The sequence below is a fragment of the Streptomyces eurocidicus genome (assembly GCF_002891295.1).
GTDB classification, from domain to species: domain Bacteria; phylum Actinomycetota; class Actinomycetes; order Streptomycetales; family Streptomycetaceae; genus Streptomyces; species Streptomyces eurocidicus.
Genome location: NZ_LGUI01000014.1, coordinates 13,232 through 38,000, shown reverse-complemented (window position 1 = coordinate 38,000; position 24,769 = coordinate 13,232). Strand labels below are relative to the sequence as shown.

General features: G+C 72.0%; 23 protein-coding genes. 18 read left to right on the top strand and 5 right to left on the bottom strand.

What is annotated here, in order from left to right:
• Positions 1-260 precede the first annotated feature (260 nt).
• The 4 genes from dop to prcA all read left to right on the top strand — a co-directional run bounded on the left by dop (position 261) and on the right by prcA (position 4,094).
• Positions 261-1,772, top strand: a complete 1,512-nt coding sequence (gene dop / locus AF335_RS32245) for a depupylase/deamidase Dop (RefSeq protein ID WP_342353982.1) — start codon at positions 261-263, stop codon at positions 1,770-1,772.
• Positions 1,773-1,976: 204 nt separating this feature from the next.
• Positions 1,977-2,195 carry a ubiquitin-like protein Pup gene (locus tag AF335_RS32240; protein ID WP_058045164.1) on the top strand — a complete coding sequence of 73 codons (219 nt, stop codon included), beginning with the start codon at positions 1,977-1,979 and terminating at the stop codon, positions 2,193-2,195.
• A 234-nt stretch (positions 2,196-2,429) separates the two neighbouring features.
• Positions 2,430-3,275 carry a proteasome subunit beta gene (prcB, locus tag AF335_RS32230; protein WP_102921975.1) on the top strand — a complete coding sequence of 282 codons (846 nt, stop codon included), beginning with the start codon at positions 2,430-2,432 and terminating at the stop codon, positions 3,273-3,275.
• A 36-nt stretch (positions 3,276-3,311) separates the two neighbouring features.
• Positions 3,312-4,094 (top strand): proteasome subunit alpha, encoded by a 783-nt coding sequence (prcA, locus tag AF335_RS32225; RefSeq protein WP_102921974.1) that lies wholly within the window; start codon positions 3,312-3,314, stop codon positions 4,092-4,094.
• Positions 4,095-4,245: 151 nt separating this feature from the next.
• On the opposite strand, the gene AF335_RS32220 is transcribed toward prcA, so the two are convergent.
• Entirely contained in the window at positions 4,246-5,265 is a 1,020-nt protein-coding gene (locus AF335_RS32220) for a LacI family DNA-binding transcriptional regulator (protein WP_102922096.1), read from the bottom strand.
• A gap of 299 nt (positions 5,266-5,564) precedes the next feature.
• Between AF335_RS32220 and AF335_RS32215 the strand changes: the two genes are divergently transcribed.
• From AF335_RS32215 to AF335_RS32165, 11 genes are all read left to right on the top strand, one after another.
• Positions 5,565-6,833 carry an MFS transporter gene (locus AF335_RS32215; protein ID WP_102921973.1) on the top strand — a complete coding sequence of 423 codons (1,269 nt, stop codon included), beginning with the start codon at positions 5,565-5,567 and terminating at the stop codon, positions 6,831-6,833.
• 9 nt (positions 6,834-6,842) lie between these two features.
• A complete protein-coding gene (gene pafA / locus AF335_RS32210; protein WP_102921972.1) occupies positions 6,843-8,204 on the top strand; it encodes a Pup--protein ligase in 1,362 nt (453 codons plus the stop codon).
• Positions 8,205-8,336: 132 nt separating this feature from the next.
• A complete protein-coding gene (locus AF335_RS32205; protein WP_102921971.1) occupies positions 8,337-9,236 on the top strand; it encodes an FKBP-type peptidyl-prolyl cis-trans isomerase in 900 nt (299 codons plus the stop codon).
• Between the two features lie 156 nt (positions 9,237-9,392).
• Positions 9,393-9,770, top strand: coding sequence for an FKBP-type peptidyl-prolyl cis-trans isomerase (locus AF335_RS32200; RefSeq protein ID WP_102921970.1), 378 nt, complete (start codon positions 9,393-9,395; stop codon positions 9,768-9,770).
• A 115-nt stretch (positions 9,771-9,885) separates the two neighbouring features.
• Positions 9,886-10,887 (top strand): helix-turn-helix transcriptional regulator, encoded by a 1,002-nt coding sequence (locus AF335_RS32195; RefSeq protein ID WP_102921969.1) that lies wholly within the window; start codon positions 9,886-9,888, stop codon positions 10,885-10,887.
• Between the two features lie 30 nt (positions 10,888-10,917).
• Positions 10,918-11,880, top strand: coding sequence for a helix-turn-helix transcriptional regulator (locus AF335_RS32190; protein ID WP_102921968.1), 963 nt, complete (start codon positions 10,918-10,920; stop codon positions 11,878-11,880).
• Positions 11,877-12,131 (top strand): hypothetical protein, encoded by a 255-nt coding sequence (locus AF335_RS32185; protein ID WP_244927221.1) that lies wholly within the window; start codon positions 11,877-11,879, stop codon positions 12,129-12,131. The genes AF335_RS32190 and AF335_RS32185 overlap by 4 nt, the downstream gene beginning before the upstream one ends.
• Before the next feature lie 255 nt (positions 12,132-12,386).
• Positions 12,387-12,593 carry a hypothetical protein gene (locus AF335_RS32180; protein ID WP_102921966.1) on the top strand — a complete coding sequence of 69 codons (207 nt, stop codon included), beginning with the start codon at positions 12,387-12,389 and terminating at the stop codon, positions 12,591-12,593.
• A 252-nt stretch (positions 12,594-12,845) separates the two neighbouring features.
• Positions 12,846-13,124, top strand: a complete 279-nt coding sequence (gene tatA / locus AF335_RS32175) for a Sec-independent protein translocase subunit TatA (protein ID WP_102921965.1) — start codon at positions 12,846-12,848, stop codon at positions 13,122-13,124.
• Positions 13,125-13,252: 128 nt separating this feature from the next.
• A complete protein-coding gene (gene tatC, locus AF335_RS32170; protein WP_102922095.1) occupies positions 13,253-14,134 on the top strand; it encodes a twin-arginine translocase subunit TatC in 882 nt (293 codons plus the stop codon).
• 148 nt (positions 14,135-14,282) lie between these two features.
• Positions 14,283-17,108: a DEAD/DEAH box helicase gene (locus tag AF335_RS32165; protein WP_102921964.1), complete on the top strand. Its 2,826-nt coding sequence runs from the start codon at positions 14,283-14,285 to the stop codon at positions 17,106-17,108.
• A 70-nt stretch (positions 17,109-17,178) separates the two neighbouring features.
• Here the strand turns inward: AF335_RS32165 and AF335_RS32160 are convergent, their stop codons facing one another.
• From AF335_RS32160 to AF335_RS32150, 3 genes are all read right to left on the bottom strand, one after another.
• Positions 17,179-17,799 carry a hypothetical protein gene (locus AF335_RS32160; RefSeq protein WP_146045655.1) on the bottom strand — a complete coding sequence of 207 codons (621 nt, stop codon included), beginning with the start codon at positions 17,797-17,799 and terminating at the stop codon, positions 17,179-17,181.
• A 38-nt stretch (positions 17,800-17,837) separates the two neighbouring features.
• A complete protein-coding gene (locus AF335_RS32155; RefSeq protein ID WP_102921962.1) occupies positions 17,838-18,698 on the bottom strand; it encodes a siderophore-interacting protein in 861 nt (286 codons plus the stop codon).
• 79 nt (positions 18,699-18,777) lie between these two features.
• A complete protein-coding gene (locus AF335_RS32150) occupies positions 18,778-19,701 on the bottom strand; it encodes a 5'-3' exonuclease (RefSeq protein WP_102921961.1) in 924 nt (307 codons plus the stop codon).
• A 254-nt stretch (positions 19,702-19,955) separates the two neighbouring features.
• Here AF335_RS32150 and AF335_RS32145 point away from each other — a divergent pair, with 254 nt between their 5' ends.
• The 3 genes from AF335_RS32145 (at position 19,956) to AF335_RS32135 (ending at position 23,672) form a co-directional block, all read left to right on the top strand.
• Positions 19,956-21,044 carry a quaternary amine ABC transporter ATP-binding protein gene (locus AF335_RS32145; protein ID WP_102921960.1) on the top strand — a complete coding sequence of 363 codons (1,089 nt, stop codon included), beginning with the start codon at positions 19,956-19,958 and terminating at the stop codon, positions 21,042-21,044.
• Positions 21,037-22,848 (top strand): ABC transporter permease/substrate binding protein, encoded by a 1,812-nt coding sequence (locus tag AF335_RS32140; RefSeq protein WP_102921959.1) that lies wholly within the window; start codon positions 21,037-21,039, stop codon positions 22,846-22,848. The genes AF335_RS32145 and AF335_RS32140 overlap by 8 nt, the downstream gene beginning before the upstream one ends.
• Positions 22,849-22,934: 86 nt before the next feature.
• On the top strand, positions 22,935-23,672 hold the full coding sequence (locus AF335_RS32135) for a helical backbone metal receptor (protein ID WP_102921958.1): 738 nt from the start codon (positions 22,935-22,937) through the stop codon (positions 23,670-23,672).
• Here AF335_RS32135 and AF335_RS32130 read toward each other — a convergent pair.
• Complete coding sequence (locus AF335_RS32130; protein ID WP_102921957.1) at positions 23,599-24,732, bottom strand: TDT family transporter; 1,134 nt, start codon at positions 24,730-24,732, stop codon at positions 23,599-23,601. The two genes, AF335_RS32135 and AF335_RS32130, sit on opposite strands and share 74 nt — an antisense overlap.
• Between the last annotated feature and the right edge of the window lie 37 nt (positions 24,733-24,769).

Here is a 24,769-nt window from a genome sequence, read left to right as displayed (position 1 = left end):
GCGTCCGCGGCCGGCCGTGTTTTTCCCGGGATCCCGGTCGTGTTTCCGCCAGGATTCCGCCACGGGGACATCGATCGCCCTGGTACGGCACGAACCGGAGCAATGACTGTAATGATCTCCCCACCGCCGCAAAGCCGTTCTAGGCTCTTCGATACCGCCGCGATGCGCAGCGCGGGATCGGGGGCCGCACAGCGAGCGGACGCGCGGCGGTACTTGAGCGCCGACCCCACCAGGGGGCGGCGCCGGGCAAGGAGGGCCGCATGACCGTACGGCGAGTAATGGGCATTGAGACGGAGTACGGGATCTCCGTCCCCGGCCACCCGAACGCCAATGCCATGCTCACCTCGTCCCAGATCGTCAACGCCTACGCGGCGGCGATGCACCGGGCGCGGCGAGCCCGCTGGGACTTCGAGGAGGAGAACCCGCTGCGGGACGCCCGCGGCTTCGACCTCGCCCGTGAGGCGGCCGACTCCAGCCAGCTCACGGACGAGGACATCGGCCTGGCCAATGTCATCCTCACCAATGGCGCGCGGCTGTACGTCGACCACGCGCACCCCGAGTACAGCTCCCCCGAGATCACCAACCCCCGCGACGCCGTCCTCTGGGACAAGGCGGGGGAGCGGATCATGGCGGAGGCCGCCGAGCGCGCCGCCCAGCTGCCCGGAGCCCAGCCGATCCACCTCTACAAGAACAACACCGACAACAAGGGCGCGTCCTACGGCACCCACGAGAACTACCTGATGAAGCGGGAGACCCCCTTCTCGGACATCGTGCGCCACCTGACGCCCTTCTTCGTCTGCCGGCAGGTGGTCACCGGCGCCGGCCGGGTGGGCGTCGGCCAGGACGGCCACGAGCACGGCTTCCAGCTCAGCCAGCGCGCCGACTACTTCGAGGTCGAGGTCGGGCTGGAGACCACCCTCAAGCGGCCCATCATCAACACCCGGGACGAGCCGCACGCGGACGCCGAGAAGTACCGCAGGCTGCATGTGATCATCGGGGACGCGAACCTCTCGGAGATCTCCACCTATCTGAAGCTGGGCACCACGGCCCTGGTGCTTTCCATGATCGAGGACGGCTTCATCGCGTCCGACCTGGCCGTGGAGCAGCCGGTCCGCACGCTCCACCAGGTCAGCCACGACCCCACGCTGAAGCGGCTCATCACGCTCCGTAGCGGGCGTACACTCACCGCCGTACAGCTTCAGATGGAGTACTTCGAGCTGGCCCGCAAGTACGTGGAGGACCGCTTCGGCGCCGACGCGGACGAGCAGACCAAGGACGTCCTGGCCCGCTGGGAGGACGTCCTGGGGCGGCTGGAGCACGATCCGATGAGCCTCTCGGGCGAGCTGGACTGGGTGGCCAAGCGCGAGCTCCTGGAGGGCTACCGCCGCCGCGACGGCCTGGACTGGGACGCGGCCCGGCTGCACCTGGTCGACCTCCAGTACGCGGACGTGCGCCCGGACAAGGGTCTCTACAACCGCCTCGTGGCCCGCGGCAGGATGAAGCGGCTCCTGGAGGAGTCCGAGGTCGAGCGGGCCCGTACGGCGCCGCCGGAGGACACCCGCGCCTACTTCCGCGGCCGCTGCCTGGAGCAGTACGCGGACGACGTGGCCGCGGCCTCCTGGGACTCCGTGATCTTCGACCTGCCGGGCCGTGACTCCCTGCAACGGGTGCCCACGCTGGAGCCGCTGCGCGGCACCCGCAATCACGTCAAGGAGCTCCTCGACCGCTGTCGCACCGCCGAGGACCTGGTCCGGGTCCTGTCCGGGGGCTGAGCGCCGGGCCCCGTCCGGCGGGGCCCGACAGGGGCCGCCGATGGGGTCTGAGAGGGCTGGGTTCAGGGAATCATCACGGTGGTTCCGGGACGTTGTAGCAAGTACGGGGCCGATGTCGGACCCTGCTTGTAGGGTCGGATCTTGTACGGCCGAGCACGCGAAGTACCTCTGATCTTGTACGTCGAACCGAGCGGGGTGAGGGATATGGCGACCAAGGACACTGGCGGCGGGCAGCAGAAGGCCACGCGATCCACGGAGGACGTGGAGGAGCAGGCGCAGGACGCGCAGGTCTCGGAAGATCTCAAGGAGCGGCAGGAGAAGCTGTCGGACGACGTCGACTCCGTGCTGGACGAGATCGATGACGTCCTGGAGGAGAACGCGGAGGATTTCGTGAGGTCGTTCGTCCAGAAGGGCGGCGAGTAGCCCGCCGCGGACGCCGTGGGCGCGGCCCGGAGCGGGCCGGGCCGCTCGGCCCGGTGAGGTACGCGGGCGGCGCGCGCGTGCTCCGTCCCGCTGCTCCGTCCGGGGATATCTATCACGATCATGGGACGGGTAAGGTCCCTCGCGTACGGTGCCTCGGCCGCGACACGGCGCCGGGGCAGTTCAAGGATCGGGCGGACGCGAAGGGCGGGCCGCCGCATATCTGGAAGGAAACGTGTGGAAGCCAACACTCGTAGCACCGGGCGTCTACCTGCTGCCTTCCTGACACCCGGCTCCTCGTCGTTCATGGATTTCCTCGGCTCCCACGCACCGCAGCTGCTGCCGGGCAACCGGGCGCTGCCGCCGATGCAGGGCGCCGTCGAGATCCCGCACGGTACGACGATCGTCGCGGCGTCGTTCCCCGGCGGTGTGGTGCTCGCCGGTGACCGGCGGGCGACGATGGGCAACGTCATCGCGCAGCGCGACATCGAGAAGGTCTTCCCGGCCGACGAGTACTCCGCGGTCGGCATCGCCGGCACGGCGGGGCTGGCCGTCGAGATGGTCAAGCTCTTCCAGCTGGAGCTGGAGCACTTCGAGAAGGTCGAAGGGGTGCAGCTCTCCCTGGAGGGCAAGGCGAACCGGCTGTCCACGATGATCCGCAGCAACCTCGGCATGGCCATGCAGGGCCTCGCCGTGGTGCCGCTGTTCGCGGGCTGGGACGTCGACCGGCAGAAGGGCCGCATCTTCTCCTACGACGTGACCGGCGGGCGCTCGGAGGAGCACGGCTTCGCGGCCACCGGCTCCGGCTCGGTCTTCGCCCGGGGTTCGCTCAAGAAGCTCTTCCGCCCGGACCTGACGGAAAGTCAGACCACCACCCTCGTCGTCCAGGCGCTGTACGACGCCGCCGACGACGACTCCGCGACCGGCGGACCGGACCTCGCCCGCAGGATCTATCCGATCGTCACCGTCATCACCGACGAGGGCTTCCGGAAGCTGACCGAGGCCGAGTGCTCGGAGGTTGTCCGCGCGATCCACGACCGTCGGCTGGAGGAGCCGGACGGTCCCCGAGCCGCGCTCCTCTGAATGCACCCGCCACTGACAGAAAGGGACGGATAGCCGGTGTCGACGCCGTTCTACGTCTCCCCCCAGCAGGCCATGGCCGACCGCGCCGAGTACGCCCGCAAGGGCATCGCGCGCGGCCGGAGCGTCGTCGTGCTCCAGTACACCGACGGCGTTGTCTTCGTCGCCGAGAACCCGTCCCGCGCGCTCCACAAGGTCAGCGAGATCTACGACCGGATCGCCTTCGCCGCGGTCGGGAAGTACAACGAATTCGAGAACCTCCGCATCGGCGGCGTCCGCTACGCCGACCTGCGGGGCTACACCTACGACCGGGACGACGTCACGGCCCGCGGCCTGGCCAACGTCTACGCCCAGACACTGGGCAACATCTTCTCCAGCGCCGGTGAGAAGCCGTACGAGGTCGAGCTGATCGTCGCCGAGGTCGGGGCCGGCCCCGAGAACGACCAGATCTACCGCCTGCCGCACGACGGCTCCATCGTCGACGAGCACGGCTCCGTCGCGGTCGGTGGCAACGCCGACCAGATCAGCGCCTATCTCGACCAGCGCCACCGGGACGGGATGACCCTCTCCGAGGCGCTCAAGCTCGCCGTCGAGTCCCTCACCCGGGACAACAACGGCGGGGAGCGCACGCTCACCGCGGAGCAGCTGGAGGTCGCGGTCCTGGACCGCACGCGGCCGCAGCAGCGCAAGTTCAAGAGGCTGCTCGGGCGCCAGCTGTCGCGGCTGCTCGAAGGGGCGAGCGGGGCGTCCGCGGCGGACGAGCCGGACGAGCCGGAAGGCCCGGCCGAGGGTGCCGAGGGCTCGGAGAGCCCGGAGGAGTGAGTGTCCGAGGGACCCGGGGTGCCGCCCCGGGTCCCTCGTCCTCGATCGCCGGAGGGGTCCTGCCCGGCCCTCACCGAAGGGCCCGGGCGGGCCCGTCCGGCGATCGGGGCCACCGCGCACGGCGCGGCGAAGAGGAAAGAGAAGGGGAGCGTCAGCCCCCGGCCACCGTCGTCGTCCCCCTGACGACGAGCTCCACGGGGAGCACCCGCGGAGCGACCGGCCCCCCGTCCAGCACCCCCATCAGCGCCCGCATGCCCGCCTCGCCCACGCCCTCCGCCGGCAGCCGGACGGTCGTGAGTTCCGGTTCGACCGCCGTGGCCAGGGACAGATCGTCGAAGCCCGTCACCGAGAGGTCGTCGGGCACCCGGAGGCCCAGCCGCCGGGCGGCCTTGCAGGTGCCCGCCGCCAGCACGTCGTCGTCGCAGACCAGCGCGGTCGGCCGGGGACCCGGGCGGGTCAGCGCGTGCTCGGCGGCGTGCAGGCCGTCCGCGACGGTCAGCGGGGCCCGCACCACGGTCAGCTCCGTGCCCGGCGTCCCCCGCAGTGCCTCGGCGAGGGCCGCGGCCCGTACCCGGAAGGTCCAGGAGTCGATGTCCGCCGCGAGGTGGACGAAGCGGCGGTGGCCGAGGGCGAGCAGGTGCCCGGCGACCTGGCGCATGCCGTCCGCGAGATCGAGGTTGACGGTCGTGGCGGCCTCCGCCCGCTCCGGGTCGCTGTCGAGCATGACCAGCGGCAGCCCGCCCTCGCGCAGCGCGGTCAGCGCCTCCGCCGCCATGGACGAGGCGATCACTCCGTCCAGCGTGGCGCGGGCGGAGGCGAAGGGGTCGCGGGCCGGGCCCACGCCCTCGGGGGAGGGGTAGAGGACCACCCCGATGCCCTGCTCGGCGGCCACCCGGGCGGCCCCGGTGTAGACACGGGCGAAGAACTCGTTGGTGAGCGCGGGCACGACCAGCAGTGCGGTGCGGGTGCGGCCGAGCCGGAGGTTCCGGGCCGCGAGGTTGGGGCGGTAGCCGAGGCTGCGCGCGGCGGAGCGCACGGAGTCGGCGGTGCGCTCGGAGACCCGGCCGCGCCACTTCTCGCCCATGACGAGGGAGACGGTGGCCTGCGAGACGCCCGCGACACGGGCGACGTCCCGGCTGGTGGCGCGGGCCCCGGTGCGGGGACCGCGGATGCTGGGCCAGCGCCCGTCGCCGGAGGCGCCGGACCGCTCACCCGCGCTCTCTTCCGCGACCCCGGCCGACCCGGCCGCCCCGACTGACCCGGCCGCCCCCGCCACCGTGCCCCCCTGGGCCTCGTCACTGCCGTCCGTGCTGGTCACTGGCCTGCTCACTGGCTGTCTCCCCGATCGCCCGCCCACAGGGTTGGACCCGTGGGCTGCGGCCATGGTACGTATAACGTCGCTAGTTATACGTAAAACCGGAATGGCTTGGTCGAAAACGACCCGGCCGGAGTGAGATAGAGAGGCGGACCATGGCGTCGGCGGGTGGCGGTTATGTCGAGATGCTCAGAACGAGGCATGCGGCACGGTTGCTGACCGGCACCCTGGTGGGACGCCTGCCCAACGCGACCGCCGCGCTGGCGATCGTCCTCTTCGTCCGTGCCGAGGGCGGCAGCTACACCCTCGCCGGAGCGCTCTCCGCCGTCTACGGCGTGGCCAACGCCTGCGGCCAGCCGCTGCTCGGCCGCGCCGTCGACCTCCACGGCCAGCCGCGCGTCATCCTGCCCTCGGCCGTCCTGGCCGCGCTCGGTATGACGCTGTTCACCGTGGTCGGCCTGGACCCGCTGCCCCTGGCCTACGTGGCCATGGTCGTGGCCGGCTTCTTCACGCCGCCGCTGGAGGGCGGGCTGCGCGCCCTGTGGCCCTCCGTCCTCAAGAGCGAGGACGACATCCATGCGGCGTACTCCCTGGACGCCATCGCCCAGGAACTGATCTACGTGGTCGGCCCGCTGATCGTGATGCGGATCGTGGCCTTCTGGTCCGAGGCGGGCGCGCTGTTCGTCCTCAATGTGCTCGGCCTCCTCGGCGCGCTCGCGGTCGTCACCTCGCCGCCCTCGCGGAAGTGGCGCAGCGAGGCCCGTGAGGCGCACTGGCTGGGCGCGCTGCGCTCCCGCGGGCTGCTGGTCCTCCTCGGCACCTTCTTCTTCATCGGCTCGGCCCTGGGCTCCATAGCCGTGGCCGCGGTGGCCTACGGCGACGACCACGGTGGCGGCGGCGTCGCCAGCTACCTCCTCTCGGCCCTCGGCGTCGGCGCCCTCGTCGGCGGTTCCGTCTACGGCGCCCGGCAGTGGCCCGGCACGCCGGAGCAGCGGCTGCGGGTGCTCGTGGCGGGCCTCGCCGTCGGCTACGTACCGCTGCTGCTGGTCCCGGGCGTCGTCGCCATGACGCTCCTGGCCGGTGTCGCCGGTGTCTTCCTCGCCCCCGCGCTGGCCTGCGCGTTCGTCGTGGTGGACCGGCACGCCCCGCGCGGCACCGTCACGGAGGCGTTCTCCTGGCTGGTGACGTCCTTCGGCGTCGGCGCCGCCATCGGCACCGCCTTCGTGGGCCCCGCGGTCGAGTACGGCGGCGCGGTGGCGGGATTCGTGGTCGCGGTCGGCAGCGGTGCCACCGCCCTGCTCGTCCTCCTGGTGGCCCGCCGCTCCCTGAGCGCTCCCGAAACCCCGGGGACGGTCGTGGCGCGGTCGGAAAATGATCGGAACGGTGCCGTCGAACCCGGTTTCAGCGCAGGGGTTCAGGCGTAATGTTCAGGCATGGACCGCCGCATTTTCGGGCTGGAGAACGAGTACGGCGTCACGTGCACCTTCAGGGGACAGCGCCGGCTGTCGCCTGACGAAGTGGCGCGCTACCTCTTCCGCCGTGTCGTTTCCTGGGGGCGCAGCAGCAACGTCTTCCTGCGCAATGGTGCCCGGCTCTATCTCGATGTGGGTTCGCACCCGGAATACGCAACTCCAGAGTGCGACAGCGTGATCGAGCTGGTCACCCATGACAAGGCGGGCGAGCGCATCCTCGAGGGCCTGCTCGTCGACGCCGAACGGCGCCTGCACGAGGAGGGGATCGCGGGCGACGTCTATCTCTTCAAGAACAACACCGACTCCGCCGGGAACTCCTACGGCTGCCACGAGAACTACCTCGTGGCCCGGCACGGGGAGTTCTCCCGGCTCGCGGACATCCTCATCCCCTTCCTGGTGACGCGGCAGCTGCTGTGCGGCGCCGGGAAGGTGCTCCAGACCCCGCGCGGGGCGGTCTACTGCGTCAGCCAGCGCGCCGAGCACATTTGGGAGGGCGTCAGCTCGGCCACGACCCGCTCGCGCCCGATCATCAACACCCGGGACGAGCCGCACGCCGACGCCGAGCGGTACCGCAGGCTGCATGTGATCGTCGGCGACTCCAATATGTCCGAGACGACGATGCTGCTCAAGGTCGGCGCCACCGATCTGGTGCTGCGCATGATCGAGGCGGGCACCGTGATGCGGGACCTGACCCTGGAGAACCCGATCCGGGCCATCCGCGAGGTCAGCCATGACACCACCGGAAGACGAAAGGTGCGCCTCGCCAGCGGCCGGGAGGCGTCCGCCCTGGAGATCCAGCAGGAGTACTACGAGAAGGCCGTGGACTTCTGCGAGCGGCGCGGCATCCGCACGGGCACGGTCGAGCGGGTCCTGGAGCTCTGGGGCCGCACCCTGGAGGCGGTGCGCGACGAGGACCTGGACCGGATCTCCACGGAGATCGACTGGGTGATGAAGTACCAGCTCATCGAGCAGTACCGGGCCAAGAACAACATCAGCATGTCCCACCCGAGGGTCGCCCAGATAGACCTGGCGTACCACGACATCCACCGCCGGCGAGGGCTGTACTACCTCCTGGAGAAGCGCGGCCGGGCGGCCAGGGTGTGCAACGACCTCAAGATCTTCGAGGGCAAGTCGGTGCCTCCGCAGACCACCCGGGCACGGCTGCGCGGCGACTTCATCCGCCGGGCGCAGGAGCAGCGCCGTGACTTCACGGTCGACTGGGTGCATCTGAAGCTGAACGACCAGGCGCAGCGGACGGTGTTGTGCAAGGACCCCTTCCGGTCGGTGGACGACCGGGTGGAGAAACTGATCGCCGGGATGTAGTCGGGCGGTGTGCCGCCCGTACGGGCGGATGGCGGTGGGGCCGGTGCGCAGGGGCTCCACCGCCGTTGCGTGCCATGGTTAGAGTGGGCCAGTCCGAATGTGTCCGACCGCTGCCCGTCTTGAGGGATTTCTGTGCGCCGAATCGCAGCCCTGTTGATCGCCCCCTTGCTGCTCGTCACCGCTACGGCGTGCGGCAGCGACGATTCCGGCAAGGCCGGTGAGCCCCCCGCGGTCAGCGGGGCGGCCGACAAGAAGCCCAAGATCGACAAGGGTGAGGGCGACCCGCCCAAGGACCTGAAGATCAAGGTCCTCAAGGAGGGCGACGGGCCGAAGCTGCAGAAGGGCGACGCCCTGACGGCCAATTACCTGGGCCAGCTCTGGGACGGCAAGGTCTTCGACAACAGCTGGGACCGGGGCCAGCCGGCCACCTTCGAGATCGGCACCGGCAAGGTCGTCAAGGGCTGGGACGAGGGCCTGGTGGGCCAGAAGCTCGGCAGCCGTGTCGAGCTGGTCATCCCGCCGGACAAGGGCTACGGCGAGCAGGGCCAGGGCGAGCAGATCCCGCCCAAGTCCACCCTGGTCTTCGTCGTCGACCTGAAGAGCGTCACGCCGAACAAGCCGAGCGGCAAGGCCGTCGAGCAGAAGAACGAGGACCTGCCGAAGGTGGGCACCAACACCGACGGCAAGGCCCCGTCGGTGACGGTCCCGAAGGACAAGGACGCGCCGTCCAAGACGCAGTCCGAGACGATCATCGAGGGCACCGGCAAGACCGTCGGCAAGGACGACACGATCCAGACGCACTTCGAGGCCGTGCTCTGGAAGGACAGCAAGCCGCTGGACAACACCTGGCAGCAGAGCGGCATGCAGGCCGTGGCGCTGAAGAGCCTGCCGGGCTGGCAGGAGGGCCTGGCCGGCAAGAAGGTCGGCAGCCGGGTGCTGCTGGTGGTGCCGAAGAGCGCGCTGACCGAGGCGCAGCAGAAGCAGTTCGACTCGGCCGTGGTCTTCGTCGTCGACATCCTGGGCGTCAACTGACCCGGGCCGCCGCCGCCCCCGGTGGCGCTCCGGCCGGGAACCGACTGGGAACCGACCGGGAATGCGCCGGGAGCGTACGGCGTCGGCCGCCCGCACGGCCGGACATCTGCCAGACTTGCACGGTTGTCTACAAGATTCGTTCGTAGGAGCACTTTCGTGAGCATCGACAAGCCGGAGATCGACTTCCCGGACGGCCCGCCTCCGGCCGACCTCGAGATCAAGGACATCTGGGAGGGTGACGGCGCCGTCGCCGAGGCCGGCCAGATGGTCAAGGTCCACTACGTGGGCGTGGCCTTCTCCACCGGCGAGGAGTTCGACGCGAGCTGGAACCGCGGCACGCCGCTCCAGTTCCAGCTGGGCGTCGGCCAGGTCATCACGGGCTGGGACCAGGGTGTCCAGGGCATGAAGGTCGGTGGCCGCCGCAAGCTGGTCATCCCCGCCCACCTCGCCTACGGCGACCGTGGCGCCGGTAACGCGATCGCCCCGGGCGAGACGCTGATCTTCGTCTGCGACCTGGTCGCCGTGGCCGGCTGAGGCCCCCGCCACCGTGGCCGAGGGCCCATGCCTGCGGGCATGGGCCCTCGGCTTTTGTCAGGGAAGCCGTGAGCGGTACGGTCAGCGGTTGAGAGCACAAGTAGAGAGGGCGTCGATGGCGATCGCCAAGGCCGAGCGGCTGATGAACCTGGCGCTGTGCCTGCTGGGCACCCGCCGACCGCTCAGCAAGCGGGAGTTGCGGACCTCGATCGAGGCGTATCTGGAGGCGTTCGGCCCGGGCAGCGGAGGGGCTTCCACGCCCTCGGACACCGCGACCGGCAGCGAGGACGCCTTCAACCGGATGTTCGAGCGCGACAAGGACGACCTGCGCGAGCTCGGACTGATCATCGAGACGGTCGAGAGCGTCGAGGGCGACATCGGCTACCTCGCCCGCCGCGACAGCAACCGCCTCCCCCCGATCACCCTCGACGTCGAGGAGGCCGCCGCCCTGGGCGTCGCGGCCAGGGTCTGGCAGCAGGCCCGGCTGGCCGGCGCCGCCAGTGGCGCCCTGCAGAAGCTGCGCGCCGCCGGGATGCCGCTCGCCGAGGAGGCGTACGAGGGCCACAGCGCCCTCGAACCGCGGATCCCGGCCCACGAGGCCGCCTTCGAGCCCCTGATGCTCGCCGCCCGCGACCGCCGTCCGGTGACCTTCGACTACCGCAAGGCCAACAGCGCCCGCGCCGAGCAGCGCCAGGTGGAGCCCTGGACCCTGGAGTGCTGGCGGGGCCACTGGTACCTGGCGGGCTGGGACCGCGACCGCGGCGCCGAGCGGGTCTTCCGGCTCTCCCGGATCACCGGCCGGGTGCGCTCCCGGGGCGTCCCGTTCACCGCCCCCGTGCCCGACCACGTCACCGTCCGCGAGACGGTCGAGACCTGGGCGGGCGAGAACGCCACCGGCACCGCCCGGATCAAGGTGCGGGCCGGGCACGGCTATCCGCTGCGCGCCCGCGCGACCGCCACCCATGACCTCGGCGACGGCTGGGACGAGCTGGAGATCCCGTCCGGGCACGGCCTGGACGCCTGGCTGGTCGAGTTCGGGCCCGATGTGATCGTCCTCGAACCCGCCGAGCTGCGGGCCGATGTCATCGACCGGCTGCGCGCCGTGGCCAAGGGCTGACCGAAGCAGAAGGGAACGGACCGACTTCTCATGGCCGGAAACGCCATCGACCAGACCCGGCGGATGCTGTCGCTGGTCACCTATCTGCGGGAGCGCCCCGGCGCCCGGGTCGCCGATGTGGCCCGCGCCTTCGGGATCACCGAGGACGTGCTGATCGGCGACCTCGATGTGCTGCCGATGTGCGGCACCAGCTTCCGCGGCGGTGACCTGCTGGACATCGACACCGACGGCGACCGCATCTGGTGGCACAACCCCGACGCCTCGGGCACCAGCACCGGCGAGCCGCTGCGGCTCGCCGCGGACGAGGCGACCGCCCTGCTGGTGGCCGCCCGCGCCGTCGCCACCCTGCCCGGCCTCCGGGAGAGCGACCGGCAGGCGCTGGTGCGCGCCACCGCCAAGATCGAGACCGCGGCCGGGGACACGGCCGCGGCCAGCTCCCGGCTCTCGGTCACCTTCGAGTCCGAGGGCGGTGTCTTCGCCGACGTCGACCGGGCCATCGCCGAGCGCCGGCGGGTGTGGCTGCGCTACTACTCCCCGGCGCGGGACGAGCTCACCGAGCGTGAGGTGGACCCGATCCGCCTGTTCGCCGTCGGCCACACCTATATGGAGGCGTGGTGCCGCCTGTCGGAGGCGCGGCGTACCTTCCGCCTCGACCGGGTGGCCGAGATCCGGCTCCTGGACGAGCGGTCCGACCCGCCGCCCGTGGAGCCGCGTGACCTGTCCGAGGGGCTGGTGCAGCCCGCCGCCGAGGACCCGGAGGTGGTGGTCGAGGTCGGGCCGGGCGGCCGCTGGGTCGCCGAGTACTACCCGCACGACAGCGCCGAGGAGCTGCCCGACGGCGGTCTGCGGATCACCCTGCGCACCCCCGACCCGGCGTCCCTGCGCCGGCTGGCGCTGCGGCTGGGCCGGGACGGCCGGATCGTCACCCCGCCGGAGCTGGCGGAGAGCGCACGGGACGCGGCCCGCGAGGCCCTCACGGCGTACGGCGAGTGAGCGGGGGAGCGGTGGACGCGCGCACCACGGTCGCCGCCGTCTTCAAGGCGGCCTGCCCGGACTGCCGGGGGTGCTTCGAGCTGGCCGCCGGCGCGCTGCGGCTCGCCATCGGGGCGAGCCACCGCACCACCTTCTACTCCTTCACCTGCCCCGACTGCGGCGCCTCGGTCCGTAAGCCGGCGGGGGAGCGGATCGTCGAGCTCCTCACCGGCGGCGGGGTGAGCACGCTCCGGCTGCACTCTTCGGTGTGACGTCCCGGCGGCCCGAGAAGTGCGGCCGGGGCCGCCCGCGGGCCGTCCCCCGGGTCTTCGGCCGAGGCCGTCATCCAGGGGTCACCGGGGCGTGGCACGGGGTGATCCACCCCGGAATATTCCGTTCCGACCGCTTGTTTCGGCCATTTTTGCCGCGTTCTTCGGTCTCTTTCCGTCTTTTTCCGGCCGTCCCACCCGCCCCCGTGGCCGTCTCCTCGCCCGTCCTCCCCACCGCCGTCCCGATAGGCTCGCCCCATGTTCTGGCCCATGCTCGCCATCGCCCTCGCCTTCGGCGGCATCGCCGTCCTCGGCGTCCTCGCCGTCCGGGTCCTGGTGGAGGTGCGGAGACTGGCCGGGCAGGTGTCCGAGAGCTCCCGGCGGATCACCCGTGCCGCGGAGGACCTCGAACGGGCCGCGACACCGCTCGCCGTACAGGCCGCGAACACCCTGCGACAGGACTGATCGGGGCCCGATCAAGGGGCGATGCGCAACCCAACAAGCTCGGGCACAGTCTTTCCTCGGGTCAAGGGGCGGGCGGTACGCTGTTTCGGGTGACCCTGCTGACGAAGCGGAGGGTCGCATCGGGAGTACGCACAGGGATTGCCTCGCGTTTACCCCTGCGCGTTACGATCGCTGCCGTACGACTGATGGACAAATGTCCGATCGGTCGGGCAGCACCCACACCCATGCCGCTTCGGTGAGAAGGTTACGCATATGTTCGGAAGGCTCGGCGCCCCCGAGATCATTCTTATTCTCGTCGTCATCGTCCTGCTGTTCGGTGCGAAGAAGCTTCCGGACATGGCGCGCTCCCTCGGCAAGTCCGCCCGGATCCTCAAGAGCGAGGCCAAGGCGATGAAGTCCGAGGGCCAGGACAACGCCTCCGCCCCGGCCGACCCGCCGGCCGCCGCCCCCCGGACGATCAAGGCCGCCCCCGGTGACGTCGCCGGCGCCCGCCCGGTGGCCGAGCCGAGCGACCGCACCGCGCAGCACTGACCCGCAGCACCGCTTCAGCACTGACCGAGGGATCGGGCCGGCCGCCCCGGGCGTCCGCCTGCCGCACGAGATAGGGACGTGGGTTGCTCAAGCCTGCCCGCAAGAAGGAGAAGGACCCCGAGGGGCGGATGCCCCTCGCGGAGCACCTGCGGGAACTGCGGAACCGCCTGGCCAAGGCGGTCCTGGCCATCGTGGTCGTCGCCGTGATCGCCGCGTTCTACAACCAGCAGATCGCGGACTTCCTGGCCAGCCCCGTGCCCAAGTGCCCCGGCCGCGACCTGTCCCAGAGCCACGGCGGCAACTGCGCGGTGCTGACGTACAACAGCCTGACGGCGCCGTTCGGCACCGTGGTGAAGGTGGCCCTGCTCGCGGGCGTCACCCTCGCCTCCCCGGTCTGGCTCTACCAGCTGTGGGCGTTCCTCGCCCCCGGTCTGCACAAGAACGAGAAGAAGTACACGGTCGCCTTCGTCGCGACGGCCGCCCCGCTCTTCGTCGCCGGTGCCTACCTGGCCTACCTGATCATGCCCACCAGCATGCGGGTGCTGCTGAGCATCACCCCGGACACCGCGGCCAACACCCTCAGCCTGGCGGACATCCTCGACTTCACGGTCCGGATGATCCTGGTCTTCGGCCTGGCCTTCGAGCTGCCGCTGATACTGGTGATGATGAACATGGTCGGCATGGTCACCGGTAAGACCATGGCCAAGTGGTGGCGCGGCGTCGTCATGGGCATCTTCGTCTTCGGCGCGGTCGCCACGCCCAGCACCGACCCGTTCGGCATGTGCATCCTGGCCGTCCCGATCATCATCCTGTACTTCGGTGCCGTCGGGTTCTCCCTCCTCAACGACAAGCGGCGCGCGCGGAGCAACCCCGACCGCCTGCTCGACGACGACGAGGCCGCCCCGCTGGACCTCACCCCGACGCCGCTCGGCGACTCCGAGCCGATGCCCGCCCTCGGCGACCGGACCGAGCACCCCGCGCGCCGCAACGGCTACGACGACGTCACCTGAGCCGGACCTGACACCCCGCCGGACCCGACAGGGTCCGGCGGGTGACCGGCGGCATCGCCCTTGAGGTCTTCCTCAGGGCGATACGCCTGCTGGGAGCCGCATAAAGATCGGGTGGCTGTCGGAGGTCCCCGGTAGGCTCGTACACAAGATGACCGACGACATGTCCCCTGCTGAGCGCTACGCCCTGTCGAGGGCGCGCGCCGCCGAGCAGGCCACCGCGCTCGCTCCCTTCCGCGAGATGTACGAATTCGAGCTCGACCCCTTCCAGATAGAGGCGTGCAAGGCCCTGGAGGCCGGGAAGGGCGTGCTGGTCGCGGCGCCGACCGGGTCCGGCAAGACCATCGTGGGCGAGTTCGCCGTCCACCTGGCCCTCACCCAGGGCCGCAAGTGCTTCTACACCACGCCCATCAAGGCGCTGTCGAACCAGAAGTACAGCGATCTCGTCAAGCGCTACGGCGCCGCCAAGGTCGGCCTGCTGACCGGCGACAACAGCGTCAACGCCGACGCCCCGGTGCTCGTGATGACCACCGAGGTCCTGCGCAACATGCTCTACGCGGGCTCCCAGGCGCTGATCGGCCTCGGCCATGTGGTCATGGACGAGGTGCACTACCTCTCGGACCGCTTCCGCGGCGCCGTCTGGGAAGAGGTGATCATCCACCTCCCCGAGTCGGTGACCCTGGTCTCCCTCTCCGCCACCGTCTCCAACGCCGAGGAGTTCGGCGACTGGCTGGACACCGTGCGCGGCGACACCGAGGTGATCGTCTCCGAGCACCGGCCCGTGCCGCTGTGGCAGCACGTCCTGGCCGGCCGGCGGATGTACGACCTCTTCGAGGAGAAGAGCGGCGCCCAGGGCGCCGCCGGCACCGGCCGCCGTGAGGTCAACCCCGACCTGGTGCGGCTGGCCCGGATGGAGAACAGCCGGCCCTTCGGCGGCCGGGACAAGCGGCGGGGGAACCTCCGCGAGGCCGACCGCGAGCGCGAGCGGCGCCAGCGCAGCCGGATCTGGACGCCGAGCCGTGTGGAGGTCATCGAGCGGCTCGACGCCGAGGGCCTGCTGCCCGCGATCACCTTCATCTTCAGCCGTGCGGGCTGCGAGGCCGCCGTCCAGCAGTGCATGTACGCGGGCCTGCGGCTCAACGACACCGAGGCCCGCGCGCGGGTCCGGGAGATCGTCGAGGAGCGCACCGCCTCGATCCCCGACGAGGACCTGCACGTCCTGGGCTACTTCGAGTGGCTGGAGGGCCTGGAGCGCGGCATCGCCGCCCACCACGCCGGCATGCTGCCGACCTTCAAGGAGGTCGTGGAGGAGCTCTTCGTCAAGGGCCTGGTCAAGGCCGTCTTCGCCACCGAGACGCTGGCCCTCGGCATCAACATGCCCGCCCGCTCGGTGGTCCTGGAGAAGCTCGTCAAGTGGAACGGCGAGCAGCACGCCGACATCACCCCCGGCGAGTACACCCAGCTGACCGGCCGGGCCGGCCGCCGGGGCATCGACGTCGAGGGCCACGCGGTCGTGCTCTGGCAGCGCGCCATGGACCCGGGCGCCCTCGCGGGCCTGGCCGGCACGCGCACGTATCCGCTGCGCTCCAGCTTCAAGCCGTCGTACAACATGGCGGTCAACCTGGTCTCGCAGTTCGGTCGGCACCGCTCCAGGGAACTCCTGGAGACCTCCTTCGCACAGTTCCAGGCCGACAAGTCGGTCGTCGGGATCTCCCGGCAGGTCCAGAAGAACGAGGAGGGCCTGGCGGGCTACCGCGAGGCCGTCAGCTGCCACCTCGGCGACTTCGAGGAGTACGCCCGGCTCCGCCGCGAACTCAAGGACCGCGAGACCGAGCTGGCCAAACAGGGCGCGACACAGCGCCGGGCCGCCGCCGCGGCGGCGCTGGAGCGGCTCAAGCCCGGCGACGTCATCCATGTGCCGACGGGCAAGTTCGCCGGACTGGCCCTGGTCCTCGACCCCGGCCTGCCCGCGGGCCGCACCGACCGGCACCGCGGCCACGACCCGCAGGACGGGCCGCGCCCGCTGGTCCTCACCGCCGAGCGGCAGGTCAAGCGGCTCGCCGCGATCGACTTCCCGGTCCCGGTCGAGGCCCTGGAGCGGATGCGGATCCCCAAGTCCTTCAACCCGCGCTCCCCGCAGTCCCGTCGCGACCTCGCCTCCGCGCTGCGCACCAAGGCCGGGCACCTCGAGCCCGAGCGGCACCGCAGGTCCCGGGCCGCCGCGGCGGACGACACCGAGATCGCCCGGCTGCGCACGGCCATCCGCGCGCACCCCTGCCACGGCTGCGACGAGCGCGAGGACCACGCCCGCTGGGCCGAGCGCTATCAGCGGCTGCTGCGGGACACCCGCCAGCTGGAGCGGCGCATCGAGGGGCGGACGAACACCATCGCCCGCACCTTCGACCGGATCTGCGCGCTCCTGACCGACCTGGACTACCTCCGGGACGGCGAGGTGACCGAGGACGGTAAGCGGCTCGCGCGGCTCTACGGCGAGCTGGACCTGCTGGCCTCCGAGTGCCTGCGCGAGGGCGTCTGGGACGGCCTCAAGCCGGCCGAGCTCGCGGCCTGCGCCTCCGCGCTGGTCTACGAGGCGCGGGCGGCCGACGACGCGGCGCCGCCGAAGCTGCCCACGGGCCCGGCGAAGGACGCGCTCGGCCAGATGGTCCGCATCTGGGGCCGGCTCGACGCCCTGGAGGAGGAGCACAAGATCAACCAGGCGGAGGGCGTCGGCCAGCGCGAGCCGGACCTCGGCTTCGCCTGGCCCGCCTTCCGCTGGGCGTCCGGCCACGGCCTGGACGAGGTGCTCCGCGAGATCGAGATGCCCGCCGGCGACTTCGTCCGCTGGTGCAAGCAGCTCATCGACGTCCTCGGCCAGATCGCGGCGGCGGCCCCGCCCGGCAGCCCGGTCGCCCGGAACGCCCGCAAGGCCGTCGACGGCCTCCTGCGCGGCGTCGTCGCCTACTCCTCGGTGGGCTGACGGCCCCGCGAGGAACGCGAAGAGCCCGTCCCGCGTGTGCGGGACGGGCTCTCCGTCATCGGGGAGGGCGTCACCAGGAGCGGTCGGCGCCCTTCTTGGCGCGGCGCACCAGCGCGTACGTGCCCACGGCGGTCAGCGCGGCGGCCACGACGGCGGACCCGGCGGCCACCCCGATCACGGCCCCGGTGCCCATGCCGTCCTCGGCCCCTTCTTCCTCGGCCTCCAGCGCGGCCTCGCTGGTCCGGTCGACCGCGTCCTCGTAACTCTTCGGCCCCGCGCAGAAGTCGCGGTTCCCGGGGTCCATCTCCGGGACCACGGTGAGGTCGACGGTGTCCACCGCCTCGCCCTCGCCCTGGTCCTTCAGCGCCACCGGATACGTGCCCGGCGTCAGATCGCAGAGGACCATGCCCGCGGCGTGGGCGTACAGGACGCCGCCCTTGCCCTCCCGGAACCGCTTCGCCTTGAGCGTGACCTTCTTGGCGAAGGCCGGCGATTCGAGCGTCACATAGCCGTTGTTCTCGTCGAGCGTGCCCGGCGTGATCGTGACGGTGAAGGCGGCCTCGCGGCCGCGCTGCGTGGGCGCGGCCCCGGACACCTCCCAGGTGGGATCCGCCGAGGCGCCGGCGGCCGCCGTGAGGACGAGCGCGGCCGCCGCCACGCTCGTCAGGGATATCCGGGCACGGGTCGTCATGGGGGCGAGGATAGCCACGCCCCGGCGGAGGGCGGGTGTCAGGCGGCGGACGGGTCCGCGGGGGCGCCTTCCTGCTCCCGCTCCACCTGCTGGTTCCACTCGCGCTTCGACGCCTGCCAGCCGTCCTCGTCGTGGCCCCGGCGCCAGTAGCCCGAGACCGACAGCCGCTCGCGCGGCACCTCGCGCTCCACCCGGAGATAGCGGCGCAGCTCCTTCACGAAGCCGGCCTCGCCGTGCACGAACGCCTGGACGTCACCGGGCGGGAACTCCAGCGCGCACACGGCCTTCACCAGGGCCTCGCCGACCGGGGCGCCCGCACGGTGCAGCCAGACGACCTCCACGCCCTCGGGCACGGTCAGCGGCTGCTCCTCGGCGGCGTCCGCGACCTCGACGAACGCGTGCACGGGCACGCCCGCCGGTATCGCCTCCAGCGCCGCGGCGATCGCCGGCAGCGCGCTCTCGTCGCCCGCCAGCAGGTGCCAGTCGGCGGCCGGGTCGGGGGCGTAACCGCCGCCGGGGCCCAGGAAGTACAGCTCGGCGCCCGGCTCGACGGACGCGGCCCAGGGGCCGGCCAGTCCCTCGTCGCCGTGGACGACGAAGTCGATCGCCAGCTCGCGCGCCTCGCGGTCGAAGGAGCGCACGGTGTACGTCCGGGTGGCGGGCCACTGGTCGCGCGGCAGGTCCCGGCGGACGGCCTCCATGTCGAGGGGCTCCGGGTAGTCGACACCGGCCACCGGGAAGAGCAGCTTCACATAGTGGTCGGTGTGCGCGCCCGCCCCGAAGTCGGCGAGCCCCTCGCCGCCCAGGACGACCCGCACCATGTGCGGCGTCAGCCGCTCGGTGCGCACGACCCGGGCGCGGTTCTGCCGCGGACCCTTCCGTACGGGACGGTCTGCCATGGCTGTCTCCCCTTGACGCTCCGACGACAACTGATTAAGAAAGCGCTGCCCAACTTAGGCAGCCCTAACTTAACACGGTTCAGGCGGCCAGGACGGTGAGCAGCCGCTGCAGCGAGCCGCCCAGGCCCCACCGCGCCGCCAGCTCCTCCAGCGTCATGGGGTCGCGCGGCTCGGTGGGCAGCGCCGCGTCGAACGGCGCCAGCGGGACGTCCGCCGCGACCCGCACCACCTTGGGCGCCACCGCCAGATACGGGCCCGCCTCCACCAGCCGCCTGCGCTGCACCGGCGTCATCCGGACCGCGGGGTCGGCCGCCGCCGCGACGATCCCCGCCAGGTCGCCGTGGGCGGCCAGCAGCTTCGCCGCCGTCTTCTCGCCGATGCCCGGCACACCCGGCAGCCCGTCGCTGGGGTCGCCGCGCAGCAGCGCCAGATCGGCGTAGCCCGCGCCGTCCACCCCGTACTTCTCCTTCAGCAGCGCCTCGTCGACGACCTGGAGCGTGCCCACGCCCTTCAGCGGATACAGCACCCGCACCCCACGGGCGTCGTCCACCAGCTGATAGAGGTCCCGGTCGCCCGTGACGATGTCCACCGGGCCCGCCGCCCGGCCCGTCAGCGTGCCGATCACGTCGTCCGCCTCGTAGCCGGCCGCGCCGACGCGGGCGATGCCCAGCGCGTCGAGGACGTCCTCGATCACCGGCACCTGCGGCGACAGGGTGTCGGGCACCTCCTCCACGAAGCCCGCACCGCCCCCGAGGCCGCCCGCCGGCGCCTCCTCGGCGACCCGGTGCGCCTTGTACGTCGGGATCAGGTCCACCCGCCACTGCGGCCGCCAGTCGAAGTCCATGCAGGCCACCAGGTCGTCCGGGTGATGGTCCTGGACCAGCCGGGCGATGAAGTCGAGCAGGCCGCGCACCGCGTTCACGGGGGTGCCGTCGGGGGCCCGCACGGTGTCCGGCACCCCGAAATAGGCGCGGAAGTACAGGGAAGCGGTGTCGAGGAGCATCAGGCGTCGCGTCACGGACCGATCATGCCGCATGCCACCGACACCGCCGCACCGGACATGTGAACCACATCACTGTTCCGTTTGCCCGGATTGAACCGGGGCAGGCGCGGCCCCGGAGCGGACGCCGTCACCACTCGGAGAAGCGACGGCGGCCCCGCGGACCGATACCGCGCCGCTCCATGTCCCGGCCCCGGAGGGCTTCCGGAAGGAAGGGGGGAGCCGGGGCATCGCTGAGTTCGACCCGAGAGGTTTATGTGTCCAGGCTTCAGGCCGAGCACCTGTACAAGGTGTTCGGCACCCGACCCCAAGCCGCCGTCGAGCGACTCGAAGGCGGCGCCGGCCGCGACGAGCTGCGCGCCGACGGCACCACCGCGGCGGTCATCGACGCCTCCTTCGAGGTCGAGGCCGGCCAGATCTTCGTGGTGATGGGTCTCTCCGGATCCGGCAAGTCCACGTTGCTGCGCATGCTCAACGGACTGTCGGAGCCGACCGCCGGACGCGTCCTCTACGACGGGCAGGACCTCACCGCCCTCACCCCGCGCGAGCTGCGCGCCGTGCGCTCGCACCGCATCAGCATGGTCTTCCAGCACTTCGCGCTCTTCCCGCACCGCAGCGTGCTGGAGAACGCCGCCTACGGCCTGGAGGTCCAGGGCGTGGAGCGCCCGGAGCGCGAGCGGCGCGCCGCCGAGGCCCTGGAGCTGGCCGGTCTGAAGGGCTGGGAGACCTCCTGGCCCGACGAGCTGTCCGGCGGCATGCAGCAGCGCGTCGGCCTCGCCCGCGCCCTGGCCACCGACGCCGACCTGCTGTTGATGGACGAGTCCTTCAGCGCCCTCGACCCGCTGATCCGCCGCGACATGCAGGACCAGCTGCTGGACCTCCAGACGCGGCTGAAGAAGACCATCGTCTTCATCACCCACGACCTCAACGAGGCCATGCGCCTCGGCGACCGGATCGCCGTGATGCGGGACGGCCGGATCGTGCAGAACGGCACCGCCGAGGACATCCTCATGCGGCCCGCCAACGACTACGTCGCCTCCTTCATCCAGGACGTGGACCGCTCCCGGGTGCTCACCGCCGGAGCGATCATGGACGAGCCGGACGGTGACCGCGGCGCGGCCGAGGTGCTGGCCGCCGCGCCCGCCACCGTCGGCGCCGACACCCCCGTCGCGGAGCTGTTCGCCCCCTTCGCCCGCGGCGGCGGCGCCCCCGTCGCCGTCACCGACGAGCGGGGCGGGCTGGCCGGCGTGGTCACCCGCGACCGGCTGCTCGCGGCCCTCGGCGAGGAGCCCGCGATGCCCGCACCCGCCGCCGCCCGCGAGGTGGAGGTGACCGCCGGTGCCTAGGATCCACCTCGGCCAGTGGGCCGAGTCCGCCGTCGGCTGGCTCCAGACCCACCTCGACTGGCTGTTCGACGCCATCAACACCGTGCTGAGCGGGGCGTACGACGGTGTCGTCGCCGTGCTCGGCGCCCCCCACCCGCTGCTGATGGCGGGCATCCTCGCCGTCGTCGCCTGGTGGCTGCGCGGGCTGCTGCCCGCCGTCCTCACCTACGCCGGGCTCGCGCTCGTCGACTCCTTCGGCCTGTGGGACAAGGCGATGGCGACGCTCTCGCTCGTCCTCGTCGCGAGCCTGCTCACCCTGCTGATGGCCGTGCCGCTGGGCATCTGGGCGGCGCGCAACCGCACCGTCAGCGGGGTGCTGCGGCCCGTCCTGGACGTCATGCAGACGATGCCCGCCTTCGTCTACCTCATCCCCGGCGTGATGTTCTTCTCGATCGGCCCCCTGCCGGGCCTGATCGCCACCGTCGTCTTCTCGATGCCGCCGGGCGTCCGGATGACCGAGCTCGGCATCCGCCAGGTCGACGGCGAGCTCGTCGAGGCCGCGCGGGCCTTCGGCACCACCCCGCGCGACACCCTCACCCGCGTCCAGCTGCCGCTGGCCCTGCCCACCATCATGGCGGGCGTCAACCAGGTCATCATGCTGGCCCTGTCGATGGTCGTCATCGCGGGCATGGCCGGCGCCGGCGGCCTCGGCGAGGCCGTCTACGCGGCCGTCACCCAGGTCGACATCGGCGGCGGCGTCGAGAGCGGTCTGGCCGTCGTCATCCTCGCCATCTACCTGGACCGGATGACCGGTGCCCTCAACCAGCAGGTCTCGCCGCTCGGCCGGCGCTCGCTGGCCAAGGCGGCCGCCGCCGCGCGCGGCTCCGCCTCCGCCACCTTCCTGCGCTACCGCCCCGGCACGGCCGTCGCCACCGTCGGCGTCGTCGTCCTCGCGCTCGTCGCCGGCGGGATGAACCTCGCCGGGACCGGAGACAAGCAGACCGTCGCGGCGGGCAAGAACGTCGGCGACGGCAAGAAGATCAAGCTCGGCTACTTCCCCTGGGACGAGGCCGTGGCCACCACCTACCTCTGGCAGAACATCCTGGAGGACCGCGGCTTCGCCCCGGAGGTCAAGCAGCTCGACCCCGGCCCGCTCTACACCGCGCTCGCCCAGGGCCAGATGGACGTGCAGTTCGACTCCTGGCTGCCCACGACGCACAAGCGCTACATGGACGTCTACCGCGACCGGCTCACCGACCTCGGCGCCTGGTACGGGCCGACGTCGCTGGAGCTGACCGTCCCGTCCTACGTCAAGGACGTCGACTCCATCGAGGACCTCAAGGGCAAGGCCGGGCGGTTCGGCGGGAAGATCGTCGGCATCGAGTCCAGCGCCGGGAACATGGGCCTGCTCAACAGCAAGGTGCTCAAGGAGTACGGCCTCGACGGCGAGTACAAGGTCGTCTCGTCCACCACCTCCACGATGCTCGCCGAGCTGGACCGCGCGTACAAGAAGAAGGAGCCCGTCGTCGTCCCGCTGTGGACCCCGCACTGGGCCTACGCCAAGTACGACCTGAAGAAGCTCAAGGACCCCAAGGGCGCCTGGGGCACCGGCGAGAAGATCCACACGGTGGCGAAGAAGGACTTCGCCCAGGACTTCCCGAAGGTCACCGGCTGGCTGAAGAACTTCAGGATGAGCGAGGAGGAGCTGGCCTCGCTGGAGGCCGAGCTGCAGGCCGGCGGCAAGGGCAGGGAGAAGCAGTCGGCACGGCACTGGCTCGACGCCCACCCCGGGTTCGCGGACCGGCTCGCGCCGGTGGGGGCGTAACCCCCACGCCCGGGGGCCCCGCCGGGACGAGCGATTCCGATCACCGCTCGTTCCGGACGGGGCCCCCGGGTGCGTACCGTGGCCGCATGGCCCTCCGCACCGTACGGCGCGTCGTCTCCCTCGTCCCCTCCCTCACCGAGGCGGTCGCCGCCACCGAACCCGGCCTCCTCGTGGGCGCCACCGACTGGTGCGACCACCCCGCCGGGCTCGACGTCGCCCGCGTCGGCGGCACCAAGAACCCCGACCCGGCACGGATCGCCGCCCTCGCGCCCGACCTCGTCCTCGCCAACGAGGAGGAGAACCGCGCCCCCGACCTGGCCGCGCTGCGCGCCGCCGGGCTGCCGGTGCTGGTGACCGAGGTGCGCACGCTCGGGCAGGCGTTCACCGAGCTGGAGCGGGTCCTGGTGACCGGCTGCGGGCTGGCCCGGCCCGGCTGGCTGGCGGACGCCGAGGACGCCTGGCGGGACGTGCGGGCCGGGGAACCCCCGGTGCGGGCCGTGGTGCCCATCTGGCGGCGGCCCTGGATGGTGCTCGGCCGGGACACCTTCGCGGGTGACGTGCTGGCCCGCCTCGGCGTCGTCACCGCCCACGCCGACCACGCCGAGCGCTACCCGCGCGTGCCGGTCGACGAGCTGAACGCGTGCGGGGCCCGCCTGGCGGTGCTGCCCGACGAGCCCTACCGCTTCACGCGCGACGACGGCCCGGAGGCGTTCCCCGGGCTGCCGTGCGCGCTCGTCAGCGGCCGTCACCTCACGTGGTACGGACCGTCGCTCGCGGAAGCACCGACGGTGCTGGGCGCGGCGCTTCGAGCAGCCGGCCACTGACCAGCCCGCGCAGCGTGCGGGTCGCCGCCACCGCCCAGGCCACCACCAGCAGCGCGTACAGCCCGGTGGCCAGGCCGGTGAAGGCCGCGAGCCCGGTGTGCCGGGCCAGGCCCGCGGCACCGGTGACACAGGTGCCGAGGGGGAAGGTGAACGCCCACCAGGTCATCGCGAAGCCCATGCCCCGCCGGAAGGCGCGGACGACCATGGCGGTGGCGAGCGCCAGCCACAGCAGCGCGAAGCCGATCACCGGGACGCCGTACAGCACCGCGAAGGCCGTCGCCGCGTGCGCGTACGGGGCCGCGACGGTGCCCTGCGCGGCGTCGGCGAGGTTGTTCACGGCGGTGGTGGACTGACCCAGCGGGCCGAGCACGAGGATCAGGGTCGGGGTCAGGGCCAGGGGCAGCGGACCGTGGTGCACGAGCCGGGAGAAGACCGCCGGCAGGATCACCAGGGTGGCCAGCAGGCTCATCCCGAACAGGGCGTAGCAGCCCCACACCATCGCCTCCCGCCACTGGCCGGCCGGCAGGTGCGGCACCAGCGCCGGGCCCAGCGCGGCGGAGACCATGGGCGCGACCACGGGCAGCAGCCACACGGGGGAGGCGCCGTCGGCCGCCACCTTGTGCCGGGTGACCAGCAGATACGGGATCGCCGCCGCGGCGGCCAGCCCGATCACGGTGCCCGTCACCCACAGCACGGCGTCGGCGGCCACGGCCGCCCCCTCGCCGACGACCCCCGAGCCCACCGACAGGGTGGCCCCGCCGACCGCCAGCAGCGCCATCGCCAGGCAGCCGTAGAACGGCGCGACGGCCGGGTCGGCCAGGTGCCGCCGGGCCTGGTCCCCGTGGCGCGCCCAGTGCGTGGCGCGCGCCACGAGCAGGACGAGCAGGGCGAGCGCGGCCAGCGCCCACACCGCCTCGTACGCGTCGCGGAGGAGCGGTGCGCGTACGGGCAGCGCGGCGCCGGCGCTCGCGACGATCGCGGTGCCCATGACGGTGGCGTACCAGTTGGGCCCGAGGTGGCGGACGCCCGGGCGGGGGCGGGTGGTGCGGAACGTGCTCATGCCTCCACGGTCCCCGGCCGGGCGGCCGGACGGCAGA

Excerpts from the sequence above, each read along its gene's own strand:
- pafA (WP_102921972.1), top strand. The coding sequence starts at position 6,843 with ATGGACCGCCGCATTTTCGGGCTGGAGAACGAGTACGGCGTCACGTGC.
- tatA (WP_102921965.1), top strand. The coding sequence starts at position 12,846 with ATGTTCGGAAGGCTCGGCGCCCCCGAGATCATTCTTATTCTCGTCGTC.
- AF335_RS32150 (WP_102921961.1), bottom strand. The coding sequence starts at position 19,701 with ATGCTCCTCGACACCGCTTCCCTGTACTTCCGCGCCTATTTCGGGGTG.
- AF335_RS32190 (WP_102921968.1), top strand. The coding sequence starts at position 10,918 with ATGGCCGGAAACGCCATCGACCAGACCCGGCGGATGCTGTCGCTGGTC.
- tatC (WP_102922095.1), top strand. The coding sequence starts at position 13,253 with ATGCCCCTCGCGGAGCACCTGCGGGAACTGCGGAACCGCCTGGCCAAG.
- dop (WP_342353982.1), top strand. The coding sequence starts at position 261 with ATGACCGTACGGCGAGTAATGGGCATTGAGACGGAGTACGGGATCTCC.
- AF335_RS32165 (WP_102921964.1), top strand. The coding sequence starts at position 14,283 with ATGACCGACGACATGTCCCCTGCTGAGCGCTACGCCCTGTCGAGGGCG.
- AF335_RS32155 (WP_102921962.1), bottom strand. The coding sequence starts at position 18,698 with ATGGCAGACCGTCCCGTACGGAAGGGTCCGCGGCAGAACCGCGCCCGG.
- AF335_RS32180 (WP_102921966.1), top strand. The coding sequence starts at position 12,387 with ATGTTCTGGCCCATGCTCGCCATCGCCCTCGCCTTCGGCGGCATCGCC.
- AF335_RS32160 (WP_146045655.1), bottom strand. The coding sequence starts at position 17,799 with ATGACGACCCGTGCCCGGATATCCCTGACGAGCGTGGCGGCGGCCGCG.
- AF335_RS32135 (WP_102921958.1), top strand. The coding sequence starts at position 22,935 with ATGGCCCTCCGCACCGTACGGCGCGTCGTCTCCCTCGTCCCCTCCCTC.
- AF335_RS32130 (WP_102921957.1), bottom strand. The coding sequence starts at position 24,732 with ATGAGCACGTTCCGCACCACCCGCCCCCGCCCGGGCGTCCGCCACCTC.
- AF335_RS32195 (WP_102921969.1), top strand. The coding sequence starts at position 9,886 with ATGGCGATCGCCAAGGCCGAGCGGCTGATGAACCTGGCGCTGTGCCTG.
- AF335_RS32240 (WP_058045164.1), top strand. The coding sequence starts at position 1,977 with ATGGCGACCAAGGACACTGGCGGCGGGCAGCAGAAGGCCACGCGATCC.
- AF335_RS32215 (WP_102921973.1), top strand. The coding sequence starts at position 5,565 with ATGGCGTCGGCGGGTGGCGGTTATGTCGAGATGCTCAGAACGAGGCAT.